The organism is Undibacterium sp. GW821-FHT07F11, from assembly GCF_059418665.1.
On the sequence record NZ_JBWKQH010000004.1, the window covers coordinates 370,809 to 385,240 of the forward strand.

Sequence of the window (14,432 nt, forward strand, 5' to 3'; positions counted from 1 at the left end):
CTCCCCCGTTGATTGTGTTGTGAGTATAGTTGGTGTCGACCACACCCGCGGACGGGTGGATGACTGCATGGCACTATAAACAGATGATAAAAAATTACATCTGCGATCTGACAAAGTGTGAAAAGCAGGTAATGAATGGCACAATAAGCGGATAAAAAGCGAGCCTTCAGGCCAACGGCAAGATGAGCCTGTTTGCAATTTTTTAAATTCTGTCTGCTTCTTACCAATATAAAGGAATAAGTTACTGATTCTTGACACGGATATGCGCGCCCGCATTACACTAAAACTGCGTACCAGCAGTGTTGACAAGAAGGTTTGCCAGCCACGAAATCCACACAAAATCTGATCAGATGAAATTGCTTAGACTACTGATACTGTTATGGATAACTTTTGCTTGTCTGAACCAGGCGCGTGGCAGTGATGCCGTCAATACAGTCAACAACTCAGGTAAGCTCATACGCTATCCACGCTTATCCACGCAGCTTGATCCGCATAGTGACTATATTCTGGAAATTTTAAAACTGGCGATCAAAACCAGCGGCCAGCCATACCAGCTACAAGCCAGCGAAGCACCCATGCAGCAGGCACGCGGCATCTATGAACTGAGCTCGGCACAGGGAAATGTTGATATTCTCTGGACCATGAGTACCGATGAAAGGGAGGCTCAGCTCATTCCCATCCGCATCCCCATAGACAAGGGCCTGATAGGTTGGCGCATCGCCCTGCTGACGGCAGCGAATGCAAATATCTTCAAGGACGTGAAGAATCTCAAAGACCTGGCCGCCTTCAGCGCCGGGCAAGAGCTGGACTGGCCGGACGTCGCCATACTGAAAAGCAATGGCCTGCCGGTAAAAACCTCTGCGTCGTATGAACCCCTGTTCAATATGCTCAAAGCAGGGCGCTTTGATTATTTCCCGCGTTCAGTATTTGAAGTGCAGGTTGAACTGGATGGCCGCCCCGGTCAACAATTGGTGATTGACAAACACATAGCCTTATATTACCCCTCGGCCCTGTATTTCTTTGTTAGCCCTCGCGAACCAAAAATGGCCGAGGACATACAAAACGGCCTTGAAGAAATGATCAAAAACGGCAGCTTTGAAAAGATATTCCAGCGCTATCAGCAAGCTTCCATCAAAAACGCCAATCTCAAATCCCGCACCATCATCACCTTGCGCAATCCCTTGCTGAGTCCCGAAAAAATGCCTTTGAACCGGCCGGAATTGTGGTTCAAGCCTTGATGTAGTAGGGCGCGCCGTGCGCACCCTACAAATTGTCGTGATTTATAAGGCTTTCCACTGGCACATCACGATACAACTTCAAAAACTTGAACATCTTTGGCCATTCTTCACGCGGTTTAAAAACGATGGCAACTTCGCGGTTATCAAGTGCAGACTCAGTCAGCACCACATGATCTTCAACTAGCTTGGCATTTTCAAATTCCTTTGCATTGACACGGCATACAGCTTTGAAAAATGGCCCGGCTAGCCAGGCTTTAACCTCAGGAGTCTCCTGAAAGCGCAGATAGCCTGCTAAAGAAGCATGCGCCACAGCCACCATCGCAAAACCAAGTGGCACATCGTCTTTGACGAGGATATACATTTTCATAATGAAGCTTCAAGAAAAATAGAAATAGCAGGACAGGAAAAATATGCAGGGTAGGGTGCGCCGTGCGCACCGATTGCCGCCATACTGAAAATCAACCGCGCACGGCACATATAAATCTCGCAAACCATACGACACTTGCATGCAGTCTTACAAAGTCGACTCCGCCGCCGCATCCAGCTTGTCTTGCGCAGGGAATTCCTTTACCAGGTAACGTTCAGGATAGCCTTCCACACTCTGCATGAGTTCGCTGGCAGTGCTGCACAGGTCATCCCAGCTCAGGATTTTGCTGGTGTATTCGCCTTCCTGGACACCGGGAATGACCATCGCGACCAGGTCGGTTTTTGGTAGTAGCGATACCACGCCCTGGGTCCAGGTAGAAAGTGAGGTCAGCTTGTCGGTATCATTATTTTTGAGTACGGTATAGCTGGCGACAAAAACATCTTCCCCGGTTTTGTCATGCAGGGCTTCCAGCAATTCCTTTTGTGAACTATAGTCTTCCGCCCTCTGGGTGGTTTGCAGATTTCTCAGCCGGTCAAGCACATCAGCATTGTCCGGAGTGTAGCTGACGATCTTGCCATCCCTGAGCTTGTACATGCCGGCGGAAACCACACGCCCTTCCTGCTCCATGCAGGCTTGCGCATGTTCCAGCATCTTTAATTGTGAGGTGCTGGAATTGGCTGTGCATAACAAGAGCCGGCCACGGGTTGGCACCATCAGCACCGGGTCACTGCCGCAACCAGCGCGATAAATAAGATCAGGCAGCAGGATACGTGAAGAATCATAGGCATCTTCCCATACCCCGGCGACGACACCATCCCCCAGATTCACGAACTTGTCATCGGTGCGGTCACGCAAATTGTCCAATGCCACTTTCAAGGCATTTTCAAGGCTGATATTCCAGGTTTCATAGTTGCTCTGGTTGACCAGCGCCATGGAATGCTCAGTATCATAGGCCAGCATCAGCATGGCGTCTTCACCAAAGGGCAGGGCAGCCTGTTGATAGGACATGGGTTTGTCCTGCATCAGCGAAGTCAGGCGCAGGTATTCACCCTGGCCACGGGGTTTTAGACTGGGCATCAGGTGTTTGCTGGCACTGGCAAAATCGTCGGGAATGCCGTTCACCTGCAAGCCAGCCGTGTATTTCAACAGTACATGGTCACGCTGGCTCTTGGCTGCAGCACAATAGTCACGATAGGCATTGTGCAGGTTAAGTATGTGCGAACCATTTTCACCCACTACCAGGCGGAATTCAGCCTCATCAAAATGCATGGCCTGGGCAATGCCCTGACTGCGTGCGTACTTGATGACGATCTGGGCAAACTTGTGCGTCGATGGCCTGGATTTGAATAAATCGAAGAATCCCATGAATCTCCCGAGCGGCTGTATGGTTATCGTAACATCAGGGGGCTCTGTATTTCCGGTACAGAGCATTTTTCCGTATGATAACGTCAGCGACGGGATTTGTGTTTGTTCAGTACATTATTTCCGATTCAATCGTGTAATTGTAAAATTCAGTTTTGATTGGTAATAAGTGTCTGCGTTATTTGCCCGGATAATTTGTTTTTCGCGGTCTTGTAAGCCCTTATCTCCGCGGTGACAGGTCTTGCCATCGCTGACGATTCACTGCTCTTTACCAGTGTAAATGCATCGACCAGTTCACTGAGGCTGATTGCCTGGGTTTTCAAGCTCTCGGCGGAGGCAGCCGCCTGTTCAACAAGGGCTGCATTTTGCTGAGTAATGTCGTCCATTTGCGTGATTGCCTGATTGACTTGTTCTATGCCCGCGCTTTGTTCCTGACTGGCAACGGTGATGTCATGCATGATTTCTGCAGCACGCTTAACGCCGGAAACGATCTCCTGCATGGTTTTACCTGCTTCCTCTGCGAGCTTGTCGCCGCTATTCACTTGATCAACTGAGTCATGGATCAGCGTTTTGATTTCCTTGGCAGCCCCGGCACTACGCTGTGCCAGATTACGTACTTCGCTTGCGACCACGGCAAATCCACGCCCTTGTTCACCTGCACGGGCGGCTTCAACTGCAGCATTCAAGGCCAGGATATTCGTCTGGAAGGCTATACCATCTATCACGCCGATGATGTCTGCAATCTTGGACGAGCTATGCTTGATTGCCCCCATGGTTTCAACTACTTTGGCTACTGCATGGCCTCCTTTTTCCGCAATTTTTGCGGTGGAAGCGACTAATTGAGTCGCTTCATGTGAGTTGTCGGCATTTTGCTTCACGGTGGAAGTCAATTCTTCCATGGATGAGGCGGTTTCTTCCAGCGAACTTGCCTGTGATTCTGTACGACCAGACAAGTCAGCATTGCCTGCTGCAATTTCACTCGCGCCATTAGTGAGATGGCCTGTCGTCTGGCGTATCTGGCCGACCAGCAATTTGACGTTTGTCTGCAATACGCGCAGACCTTGCGCCAGATTGATGACTTCCTGGCTTCCGGTTGTCTTGATGTGATTCGATAAATCGCCAGAGCTCATGGTCTGGATATCCCGCATCATGCTGTGCAATGGTGTAAGTAATTTTTGATACAGGTTCAAGCTAAATGTGGCTGTCAGAACAAGCATGGCTAATGCCAGCAGATTCAAGATATTCTGGTTACCCGTTTGTGCATTTCCCATGTTGACTAAATAGGTGATTGCGCCCATGAGCAGAATTGTCAAGGCATTGAAACTGACTAATTTTTGCGTCATGTTCAGTCTGGCAAAAAAATCCATGGAAGAAAACGCACTGCGTTTTATAGCAATACCTTCACGGATGATCAGTGATTTATCACCGTTCTTGATGCTGCGATAAACTGCGTCTGCAGCTCTGACCTGTTCACGGCTGGGCTTGATGCGTATCGAGGTATAACCCACCATTTTGCCGTCTTTGAGCAGCGGTGCGGCATGTGCCTCTACCCAGTAATGATCACCGTTTTTACAGCGATTTTTGACCAGACCAGTCCAGGATTTTCCATCCTTGATCGTGCACCAAAAATCGGCAAAGGCCTCGACCGGCATATCCGGATGGCGCACAATGTTTTGCGGCGCACCAAGCAATTCATGCTCGCTATAGCCACTGATGCGAACAAAGTCATCATTGACGTAAGTAATATTGCCTTGCAGGTCAGTCTTGGAAACGATGGTTTCCGTTTCCTGCATGATGTATTCCTGATTGGTGACGGGCACATTATTACGCATGATGAAAATCCTTCATAGTATCGGTTCTTTATTAAATGATTTGAACTTCGTTCAGATTGCGAGCCGCGAACTGGGCAAGCCTGGCATTTCTGGATTGAGGGCTTTTTTAACGGCTATGCCCAATGCCTGATCGCTGATGGGTTTTTGTAAAACCGCGACAGCTTTCGACAAGCAGGCCTTTTTAAAATCTTCAGTCAGTTCGTATCTGGTCAAGACAATCACGGGTATTTTCTTCGCTAGTTGCTCAAGCTTGGACATGATGGCAAAGCCGGACATATAGGGCATGTGCAAATCCAGCACAATGCAATCAGGTTGTGTGAAGTGCAGGCTATCTATGAACAGGTAGCCAGAGCTAAAACTCAATGTCTGCCACCCCATAGAGTCCAACAAAGTCACCGTCGCCTCCCGCGTGGCTGCGTCGTGATCAATGACTGCTATCCATGTAGATGTATTTCCCATAGGCATCATCTTATGGTGCTGGCTCAGCGATTGATATTGGACTTTGGTCCAATATGGAGCGGGAATTTGTAAAGCTGTGTTAAACCGATGTAAAAAAAGGGCTACAGATTTTTCTGCAACCCTTTATAAAAAAGCGATACATCTGCGCTATTTACTGTTTCGCACTAATGTTTTTTCAGAAAATTAAACCGACACAACATATCAATTCTGCTTAAAATTCTTCCCAACCACCTTTAATCGCTGGTACAAGTTTGGGCATGGGTCTGGCCTTTGCCACCGCATGCTGGATTTTTTTTATCCCCGCAGAGGTCGATTTGCTTATGGCACTTGGCTGCGTTTGCCTGACAGGCGATACTTGCAATTGATTTGTCGCTTCGATTTTGAATTGACGAACCAGATCGGCGAGACTGACTGCCTGCTCTTGTAATGAGCCGGCTGCCGCCGCGGCTTGTTCCACCAGAGCCGCATTTTGCTGAGTCACTTCATCCATCTGCGTGACAGCGATATTGATTTGTTCTATGCCTGAAGTTTGCTCTGCACTGGCTGCGGTGATCTCTCCCATGATGTCGGTCACGTTACTGATACTACTGACGACTTTGTCCATGGTTGCACCAGCCTCATCCACCAGGCGGCTACCCAGACCAACTTTTTCAACCGAGTCGTCAATCAGCAATTTGATTTCTTTGGCAGCAGATGCGCTGCGCTGCGCCAGGTTACGCACTTCACTGGCGACCACTGCAAAACCCCGACCTTGTTCACCAGCACGTGCGGCTTCCACTGCGGCATTCAGTGCCAAAATATTGGTCTGGAAGGCTATTCCATCTATGACGCTGATAATATCGACAATCTTTTTCGATGAGGTATTGATGTCCCCCATGGTGTTGACAACTTGTGCAACCACGGCCCCACCCTGAACGGCGACCGCACTGGCGGCGATGGCCAACTGGTTTGCCTGACGGGCGTTGTCAGCATTTTGTTTGACGGTAGAAGTCAGTTCTTCCATCGAGGAAGCCGTTTCCTGTAATGCCCCAGCCTGTGATTCAGTACGGGATGACAAATCCATGTTACCAGTGGCGATTTCGGAGGAAGCCGTTGATATCGTTTCTGTACCCTGGCGCACCTGACCAACCAGGTGAGCGAGGCTGTCATTCATCTGTTGCAATGCGAGCATCAACTGTCCTGCTTCATTTTCCGCATGCACCTCAATCTTGCTGGTGAGGTCGCCTCCCGCCACGCTTTGTGCCACTTGTATTGCCTTTTTTAGTGGTGTGGTGATGGCGCGCGTACTGCTCCAGGCTATCCCTATGCCGATAAAAATGGCAGCGATCGTCGCAATGATCATGAGAGTCATCGAGGCCTGATAGGTTTCCTTGGCATTCACTTCGTCCTGGGTATTTTTTGCTTCTTGCAATACGACAAATTCATGCAGTGCATCTTGCCATTTGGTGTTAGCTGGAATGACGTCTTTCAAGAGAAATTTGATAGCGACATCCTTATCCGTTTTTGCCATTTCTATAAATTTGTCATTCAACGTCCGCGCCGCCTGTTGATCTTCCTTGATTTTATGCATGAAGCTTTTGCCAGCATCATCCATGGGCATCTTTTCCAGTTCCGAATACGCCTTGTTGTAATGAGTGCGTGCTTCGTCGATTTTCTTGTGTTGCTCTTGTGCCATGTTGTCAACCGGGAGCAATGCAATAGTTCTGATCACCCTCGATACGACATGAACAGAACTGCTCATCTCTTCCAGGTGATTGATTTTTTTGACATTGACATCGACAACATGGTGTAGCGCTTCATTGGACTTGTGCATACCATTAATGCCCAGCAGCGCAACAATTGTCAGGATGCATAGCAACAGGCCATACCCTATGCCGAGTTGCTGGCCTATCTTCAGGTTGGATAATTTCATTTCATGTCTCCGGCTAAGTGTGTACTGCTAAATTGATGTCTGGAAAAAGTGTTTGCTCGTCCCGGTTAATTAAAGCCGCTGCTATCGCGGCAAACAAATCGTGATCGTTGACTGGTTTTTGCAATACAGTAAGGGCATGTGCCAGGTCGGCATCTCGCTGTTTTTCACTCAGATCTTGCCCTGTCATGATGATCACAGGCAGCTCCAGCGCTATTTGCGCCAGTGTTTTTATGACAGCAAAGCCAGACATATCCTGCATGTGCAGGTCAAGCAATACACATGCTGGCTGCCTTATGCGCAAGCTATCGAGAAATGCTTTACCTGACGCAAAGGCATGTGCTTCCAGCCCAGCCGAGCGTAGTAAGCGCAGCAGAGCGCGACGTATTCCTTCTTCGTCATCGATCACTGCTATCCATGTAGATGTATTTCCCATGAGCATCATCTTATGTGGACAAAGATGATGACGCTATTGGACCTTGGTCCAATATCAGGCCTGCAATTGTGAATCAAGGTGAAGTGGGCGCGCGCAGAGCAAGCTGGCGCTAGCAGAGCTTAGACTTTCAGTTTTTCCAGCAAATGGATAAGTGCTGCCACTGACGTTACATCCATCTTGCTCATTACTTTGGCTCGGTGTACCTTGATGGTCTTTTCGACTGTCCCTAGTTCTGCCGCAACTTGTTTGTTGAGTTTGCCTTCGACCACCAGGTGCAGTACTTCCAGTTCGCGAGGTGTGAGGCTGTTCAAGCGGGCTTGTATTGCCTGTTTCTCCGTTTTGGCAAGTCGCGCGAGCTGGTTGCGCTCACAGGCCATCTGTACCGCCGTCAAGAGTCTGTCTGCATCTACGGGTTTGGTTAAAAAATCTTGTGCGCCCAGCTTCATGGCGAGCACCCCCGTATCTATACTGCCGTGGCCCGTCAAAAAGATGATGGGTAAGTCGCTGCCTATTTCGGTTAGCTTTTGTTGCAAAGCCATACCGTCCATGCCTGGCATGGCGAGGTCGAGCACCAGGCAGCCCGCTTTACTCGCGCTGCCGCTCTCCAGGAAGGCTTGCGCCGATTCAAAAGTGACGGCATTTATCCCGGCAGATTGCAATAGACGTGACATCGCCTTGAGTACAGCTGGCTGGTCATCGACAAGAAAAACGCTGCTTGCTTCTGTCATGTTGTTGGCTCGCTGGAAGTGGGCAGATAAAAACGGAAGCTTGCGCCCGTGCCTGCATGATTGCCGTGATTTTCATACCACAATTGACCACCACTGGCTTCAATGATGTTTTTGCAAATCGATAGTCCCAGTCCCATGCCGCTGGCCTTGGTAGTATAAAAGGCTTCAAATACCTTGGCGCCCAGCGATTCAGACACGCCAGGGCCATGGTCATTGACACTGACTTCCACCCGGTTTTCTTCGTTTAATCTCGTGTTGATTTCTATCATGCGCTGGCTGGCATCAAGCCCGGCAATAACTTCACTGGCATTCATGATCAGATTGATCAAAACCTGCTGTAATTGCACAGTGTCAGCGCTGACGGTAGGTAGATTTTCTTGCAGCTCACTGAGCAAAGTAATGTCCTGATTGATCATATCATTGCGTAAAATATGCAGCACTTCGAGAACCAGTTTATTGATATCCACACTGTGCTGTTCATGACTACGTTTGTCAAACAGGCGACGCAAACGCCGTATGATTTCACCGGCACGTTTGTCTTCATCGACAATGTCTTGCAGTATTTCACCCAGCTCTTGTCTATCTACCTCTGGGCCCGCCAGGAACCTCTGGGCCGCCTGGGCATTGCTGAGTATGGCCGTCAGAGGCTGGTTCAATTCATGGGCAAGAGCGCCAGACAATTCACCCATGGTAGCGACGCGCGCCAGGTGCATGACTTCCATGCGTTTTTGCCCCAGTTCGAGTTCAGCTTCCTTGCGCGCGGAGATATCTACAGTCACGCCACGGGTCAGCAATGGATTTTGCTTTTCGTCTAGCTCTACCTGCCAGACTACCGCCAGCCATCGCTCTGTCTCGTCCTGTAGCATTACTCTGAACTCAGCCTGATACCGATGTTGCTGATCATTCCTGTAGTTACCCGTGATATTTTGAATATGGCGACGATCTGCCGGATGGATGCGTTGAATGACCATGTCCATGGTCAACGCTTCGTCCTGACTGAAGCCGAATTGCCTGCGCCATTCCAGCGAAGCCCATAATTCACCCGTCCCCAGATCGCGTATCCAGGTGCCAATATTGGTTATATCGCTTGCCATGGTCAGGCTTAACTGGATAGCCCGTACATCGTTTTCCCGAACTTGCAAGCGCTCGGACAATTGCAGTTCATGCGCGCGGCGCTCGCGCTCAGTTTCTGTGATGTCGCGAATAATGGCTATGACAGTGTCCTGGGTACATGGCACCACCCTGGCCTCGAATTGCATGTCACCTCTGCCAGCAACAGGTAAGTCGTGGCGAAATTCCTGCAATTTGCCGCTGCCCAGCGCCTGTTCGATTGCGTTTGAATACTGGCTCGCCACTTTTGGTGGTAACACGTCCTCAACTTTTAGCTGCAAGAGTTGTTCGCGGCTTTGCAATAGCATGCCAGGATCAGGAGCGTGGACATCAAGATGGCTGCCGTTGCGGTGGATAGTTAAAATCAGGTCGGGGATGGCACGCACCAGAGCGCGATTCCTGGCTTCACTTTCCATCAGTGCCTTTTGCGCCCGCTTTAGTAAAGTGACGTCTGTCACCAGTACAAAAAACCCTTGCACAACACCATCGATAGTATGGGCGATATATTGTGCCCAAGTATGAGCAACATCTCCATTAGCTTTGACCAGGGTGCGCTCGAATTTCTGATCAACCCCTTTCAATACAGCCTTGATATAGGCAATATTTTTGGAAAACAGTTCCTGTCCAAGCAAATCCTGCATGAGTATGCCTTGCATTTGTTCAGGCGTGCGGCCAAACCAGCTCAGATATTGATAGTTGGCATAAGTGCAGCGCAAATCAGAATTCCAGTAGGCCACCATGCCGGGGACATTTTCGGCGACCACGCTGGCAAAATATTGACCTTCCGCCTGAGTCATCATCTTGCCTTGCCGGCGTGTGATATCCGTCAGTTGTATCCCCACGCAGTTTTGCTGCATGCCGGCTTTCAGTAACATCATTTCCAGCCTGAGGAAAATGAGTTCACGGTCTGCTCTTATCGCCCTAAGTTCGCAAGTAGACTTCCCACCGGATGCACTCAACGCTATCAACTGAGAGTCAAGCACCATCTGATCTTCAAAGACAAATGTCTGGAGCTGTTGCCCCACCAGCTTGTCTGCGGTTGTAGTCAGTAAATTTAATGCTGATTGGTTGGTATGTATCACCAATCCAGTCACGTCGATGATCACATAGGGATTTGTCGAATGCAGGAATAAATCTTCGTAAATACTGCTTTCAGCATGATGCGATTGTTGAGCGAATTTAAGAACTAAATTTTCTTGTTCAAGCTGCTCCACCCGCGCAAGCAAATGTTGCATAGCAAGCTGGTCACTTTGTGTTGTTGTCAGCGGGTCTTGCGGTGTTGTCTTTGGATTTACTTGCATAAGCCCGGAAATGGTGAATTTTTCAACTTTGCATAATAAAAATTCAAGCGTATTGAGCTATATCAATCTGGATGATTGTATCTTTATTGTAAGAAATATCTGCATAAATAGTGTGTCTGATGAGCGGGCTATACAACAGTGTGAAAACACATCGTACAGTTTACATAGAGAATACTATGTTGTTTTAGTTGTAATTTCTTGGCGGCAATTTATAATGGTTTGATCGTTTCTATACTGTTTTTTTTGATATCACCTCTGTGAAAGTGACGCTCTTTGTGAAAAATACCAATACTGCTTCTGCTTTGACTTTGCGCCTGTTACTTGCATTTCCTTTGTTGTTGGCTGCCAGCCTCTCCAGTGCTACTGACCTCTCCGCCAGACATGCCGCTATCAAAACCATGATCAGCGAATCATCGCAGAGCGTAACAAACACAACGGAAAATATCCATCAACTCAGGAATGAAGCCAATGGTTTATCTAAACCTGATGCCAGTAAAGAAGATTTGCAAACCGCACTCGCTAAAATCAAACTGGCATTGACAGTGATAGAGAGTAGTGAATTTGAACGCCTGGCATTTGCGGCCCAGCACTATAAAGGACAACGTTTCAATTTCGTCATGGACGCGGCCTCGCTTGAGCTGCGCCTTGGCAACAAAGAAGGGTTTTTTAATTTATTGGAAAGCAGTCAGACCTGGGTTTTATTGCCCTCGTTAAAAGCATATCTGACCAGTCCAGCTTTCGATGCAGTCAAAGATGAGCCGCGTTTGAAAGCTTATCTCAAGCTGATAGATATACCTGCCAAAATGGGGAAAGAATCTGCTCTCGTCACTCCTTACAGAGACAATATCAGCAATGCAGAAAAAATTGCTGGCCTCTCCATGTTTTGGTCAGAAGTCAAACGCAGCTTTGTGAATTTCCAGAATGTTCCTGACCTGGATTGGGACAAGCTCTACCTCGAATATCTCGATAAAGTCACGCAAACCAAGAGTACCCGTGAGTATTATCAGGTCATGATGCAACTGGCCCCGCACCTGCAGGATGGACACACCAATATCTACGCGCCGGATGAACTGCAAGAGGTGTTTTATTCCCGGCCAGCGCTGGCAACTGCCCTGGTCGGCAAGAGCGTGCTGGTGACCAGGGTACTCAACCAGCAACTTGCGCAAAAAATCCAGCGTGGCGATGAGATCATCAGCATAGACGGCCAGCCTGTGCACGAATATGCAAGCAGCAAGATCGCTCCCTATGCCAGCAGCAGTACGCCGCAAGACAAAGCCGTGCGTGTGTACAGCTATGCGCTGTTAAGCGGTGATAAAAGCAAAAGTATACGTTTGGGCTTGCGCGATGCCGCTGGCAAAGAAAGAGTAGAGGTCGTCAGCCGTGGGCAGGACCGCGACGCGGCAGGTGACCCACCTTTTGATTTCAAAATGCTGCCCGGCGATATCGCCTACCTTGCCCTCGATCATTTTGAAAGTGATGCCGGTGTCAAAAAACTTGAATCCGTCATGCCCAGTATCATGAAAGCCAAAGGTCTGATACTTGATATACGCGCCAACGGTGGTGGGTCTACTTTGCATGGCGCAGCCATCCTGAGTTTTTTAAGCAAGAAGCCAGTGCCGTATGCCTATAGCACAGAAAGGCAAGAGAGCCATGTCATGCGTACTCAGAGTGACCTGATTCTGCTTGATACTCTCAGGGCTGGCATTTCCAAACCCTATACCAAGGAACGCAAGGAAGTCTACACTGGCCCGGTGGCCGTGCTGGCTGGCGCAAAAACTTTCTCTGCCGCAGAAGACTTCCTGATGTCTTTTGTCACTCTGCAACGCGGCACCATCATAGGCAGCGCCACTGCTGGCAGCACCGGCATGCCCATGTCCTTTAAATTGCCCGGCGGCGGCAGTGCCCGTATCTGCGTCAAGCACGACAGCTTTCCCGATGGCCGCGAATTCGTCGGCAAGGGCATCGCACCTGATATAGAAGTCGTACCAACAGTTGCCGACATACGCGCAGGGCGTGATGTAGTACTGGAGAAGGCGGTGGCTGTGCTTAGTAAATAGCAAGTATTGATACGGCAAAGCGCAGGAGAAATATACCCCCTGTGCTTGTCCGCAATGGGTTCAATTCACCAGCATGCTCACCAGGTCTGGTGCTGCCATGGATGGCAAAAATTCTGTCACCTTGTACTGCGCGATCCCTTCACGCTGGAACGGATCTTCCCGTAATATCGCTTCCAATACATCCTTGCCAGCCGCATTCGCCAGAATAAATCCACCGGTACGCGGTTCCTTGCGTCCCGATAGCAAAAACTGCCCTGTCGCATAATGCCGCTCAAGAAATGCACGGTGTTCGCTGACAAAGTTATCTACGATAGAAAGAGGCTGGATATAGGTGAGCTCGACGATGAACATGATAAGAAAATCTGGAGAGTAATGGTCTGGATGAAGGATAGTAAGGCGCAGTATGTGATTAACGAAGCCGGATCGGCTGCTATGTCAATTAATGAACATCCATGCCGGCGAAACGGTGCGCACGGCGCACCCTACAAACCACTTACCGTCCGCGCCCACTGGCCTCGACAATAATTTCATTATCACACCTGTCCACCTGACGATTAAATCCTTCCGCATCACCGACCAGTTTAGCCAGGCCCTTGCCGGTTTCAAAATTCGTCGGCAGCTTCAGGCGTATCTCTTGCAGGTATTTACCATCAGCACAACTGAGCATGAAGTTCTGCGCAATTTTTTCACCTTCCTGTTTCTTGACCATCTCAAAGAAGTCTTTTACTGAGAATGACTTGCCCGCATGCTCCAGGATGAATTTGCCTACTGCAGAATTATTCACTTCTTCCACCGCTGCCGCTGCAGTCTTGAAATAAGTATCAGCATCGCGTGCCTGACAAGTACCGTGCTTGCTCCATTCGTATTCACCAAACTTGCTTTCAAACTGAAAATTCGGCATCCATTTGGCGATACGCTTTACCGTGTCAGATGACAATTTCATAGGCTCGGTCGAGCAGTTGCCGTAATTGATGCCGCATTCTTTTTTATTTGGCCACAGACCATGCAGGGTCAGGTTATTGATCTTCAGCTTACCGCTGTTGATGGCATCACATTCCGGCTTCTTGCCGCGATAAGCAAAATGTTCGCAAAAGCCGGGTTGCCAGGTGATAGCCAGCACATAACTGTCTTCCTGATTCGGCGTGCTGCACATGGTCTGGCGGTCTGCTTCCCTGTTCGCCTTGGCACGGCCTGCCGGTGCATTCTCCTGCGGCACCTGGTCCAGCTGCGCCGTACCACAATCCCGCGCCACCCAGCGCAAGTTAGGATTGGCACCATCCACATCCACCCGCAACCAGCCATAGTCCCCAGGCTTGTTGATCTCTTTCACCGCATAGCTCTTACCTACTGCCGTATGCACGGCACCGGGATTACTTTGCTTGTTGAAAGACGAGTACAGTTCACAAGACTTGCTGGCGGTGAAGCTACCGTTGACGGGTTCGCTTGCATGGGCAGTAATACCCACACTGCTTTCTATAAGTATGATTAGTATTATGCGAGCGTAGTGCATGTATGGTTTCATATATGTGAAGAGTCCATTATAAGTTCCTTGCTTTGCTGATTTTTGGCATGCAATAATAATTTCACGTTTGAAATTATGTCGATATAAGTGATAAATTTTAAGATAGATTGT

Annotated in this window: 12 protein-coding genes; 2 read left to right on the top strand and 10 right to left on the bottom strand. The window is 49.0% G+C overall.

Annotation, left to right across the window (positions count from 1 at the left end):
• Nucleotides 1-356 precede the first annotated feature (356 nt).
• Entirely contained in the window at nt 357-1,238 is an 882-nt protein-coding gene (locus AC07OI_RS12200) for a substrate-binding periplasmic protein (protein WP_495257409.1), read from the top strand.
• 25 nt (nt 1,239-1,263) lie between these two features.
• Here the strand turns inward: AC07OI_RS12200 and AC07OI_RS12205 are convergent, their stop codons facing one another.
• From AC07OI_RS12205 to AC07OI_RS12240, 8 genes are all read right to left on the bottom strand, one after another.
• Nucleotides 1,264-1,605: an aminoacyl-tRNA hydrolase gene (locus tag AC07OI_RS12205; RefSeq protein WP_495257410.1), complete on the bottom strand. Its 342-nt coding sequence runs from the start codon at nt 1,603-1,605 to the stop codon at nt 1,264-1,266.
• Between the two features lie 147 nt (nt 1,606-1,752).
• Nucleotides 1,753-2,970 carry a DUF1444 domain-containing protein gene (locus tag AC07OI_RS12210; protein ID WP_495257411.1) on the bottom strand — a complete coding sequence of 406 codons (1,218 nt, stop codon included), beginning with the start codon at nt 2,968-2,970 and terminating at the stop codon, nt 1,753-1,755.
• 146 nt (nt 2,971-3,116) lie between these two features.
• On the bottom strand, nt 3,117-4,799 hold the full coding sequence (locus AC07OI_RS12215; RefSeq protein ID WP_495257412.1) for a methyl-accepting chemotaxis protein: 1,683 nt from the start codon (nt 4,797-4,799) through the stop codon (nt 3,117-3,119).
• Nucleotides 4,800-4,850: 51 nt separating this feature from the next.
• On the bottom strand, nt 4,851-5,258 hold the full coding sequence (locus AC07OI_RS12220; protein ID WP_492701854.1) for a response regulator transcription factor: 408 nt from the start codon (nt 5,256-5,258) through the stop codon (nt 4,851-4,853).
• Between the two features lie 211 nt (nt 5,259-5,469).
• Nucleotides 5,470-7,170, bottom strand: a complete 1,701-nt coding sequence (locus AC07OI_RS12225) for a methyl-accepting chemotaxis protein (RefSeq protein ID WP_495257413.1) — start codon at nt 7,168-7,170, stop codon at nt 5,470-5,472.
• A gap of 13 nt (nt 7,171-7,183) precedes the next feature.
• Nucleotides 7,184-7,603 carry a response regulator transcription factor gene (locus AC07OI_RS12230; RefSeq protein ID WP_492701850.1) on the bottom strand — a complete coding sequence of 140 codons (420 nt, stop codon included), beginning with the start codon at nt 7,601-7,603 and terminating at the stop codon, nt 7,184-7,186.
• A 119-nt stretch (nt 7,604-7,722) separates the two neighbouring features.
• Nucleotides 7,723-8,331, bottom strand: a complete 609-nt coding sequence (locus AC07OI_RS12235) for a response regulator transcription factor (RefSeq protein ID WP_495257414.1) — start codon at nt 8,329-8,331, stop codon at nt 7,723-7,725.
• Nucleotides 8,328-10,742, bottom strand: coding sequence for a PAS domain-containing sensor histidine kinase (locus AC07OI_RS12240; protein ID WP_495257415.1), 2,415 nt, complete (start codon nt 10,740-10,742; stop codon nt 8,328-8,330). Before AC07OI_RS12240 ends, AC07OI_RS12235 begins: the two co-directional genes overlap by 4 nt.
• 275 nt (nt 10,743-11,017) lie before the next feature.
• Between AC07OI_RS12240 and AC07OI_RS12245 the strand changes: the two genes are divergently transcribed.
• Nucleotides 11,018-12,799 carry a S41 family peptidase gene (locus AC07OI_RS12245; protein WP_492701847.1) on the top strand — a complete coding sequence of 594 codons (1,782 nt, stop codon included), beginning with the start codon at nt 11,018-11,020 and terminating at the stop codon, nt 12,797-12,799.
• Between the two features lie 60 nt (nt 12,800-12,859).
• On the opposite strand, the gene AC07OI_RS12250 is transcribed toward AC07OI_RS12245, so the two are convergent.
• Nucleotides 12,860-13,150, bottom strand: coding sequence for a YciI family protein (locus AC07OI_RS12250; RefSeq protein WP_492701845.1), 291 nt, complete (start codon nt 13,148-13,150; stop codon nt 12,860-12,862).
• A gap of 142 nt (nt 13,151-13,292) precedes the next feature.
• Complete coding sequence (locus AC07OI_RS12255) at nt 13,293-14,309, bottom strand: ribonuclease T2 family protein (protein ID WP_495257416.1); 1,017 nt, start codon at nt 14,307-14,309, stop codon at nt 13,293-13,295.
• Between the last annotated feature and the right edge of the window lie 123 nt (nt 14,310-14,432).

Coding starts and splice junctions, on each gene's coding strand:
- AC07OI_RS12205 (WP_495257410.1), bottom strand. CDS start 1,605: ATGAAAATGTATATCCTCGTCAAAGACGATGTGCCACTTGGTTTTGCG.
- AC07OI_RS12210 (WP_495257411.1), bottom strand. CDS start 2,970: ATGGGATTCTTCGATTTATTCAAATCCAGGCCATCGACGCACAAGTTT.
- AC07OI_RS12215 (WP_495257412.1), bottom strand. CDS start 4,799: ATGCGTAATAATGTGCCCGTCACCAATCAGGAATACATCATGCAGGAA.
- AC07OI_RS12220 (WP_492701854.1), bottom strand. CDS start 5,258: ATGGGAAATACATCTACATGGATAGCAGTCATTGATCACGACGCAGCC.
- AC07OI_RS12225 (WP_495257413.1), bottom strand. CDS start 7,170: ATGAAATTATCCAACCTGAAGATAGGCCAGCAACTCGGCATAGGGTAT.
- AC07OI_RS12230 (WP_492701850.1), bottom strand. CDS start 7,603: ATGGGAAATACATCTACATGGATAGCAGTGATCGATGACGAAGAAGGA.
- AC07OI_RS12235 (WP_495257414.1), bottom strand. CDS start 8,331: ATGACAGAAGCAAGCAGCGTTTTTCTTGTCGATGACCAGCCAGCTGTA.
- AC07OI_RS12240 (WP_495257415.1), bottom strand. CDS start 10,742: ATGCAAGTAAATCCAAAGACAACACCGCAAGACCCGCTGACAACAACA.
- AC07OI_RS12250 (WP_492701845.1), bottom strand. CDS start 13,150: ATGTTCATCGTCGAGCTCACCTATATCCAGCCTCTTTCTATCGTAGAT.
- AC07OI_RS12255 (WP_495257416.1), bottom strand. CDS start 14,309: ATGCACTACGCTCGCATAATACTAATCATACTTATAGAAAGCAGTGTG.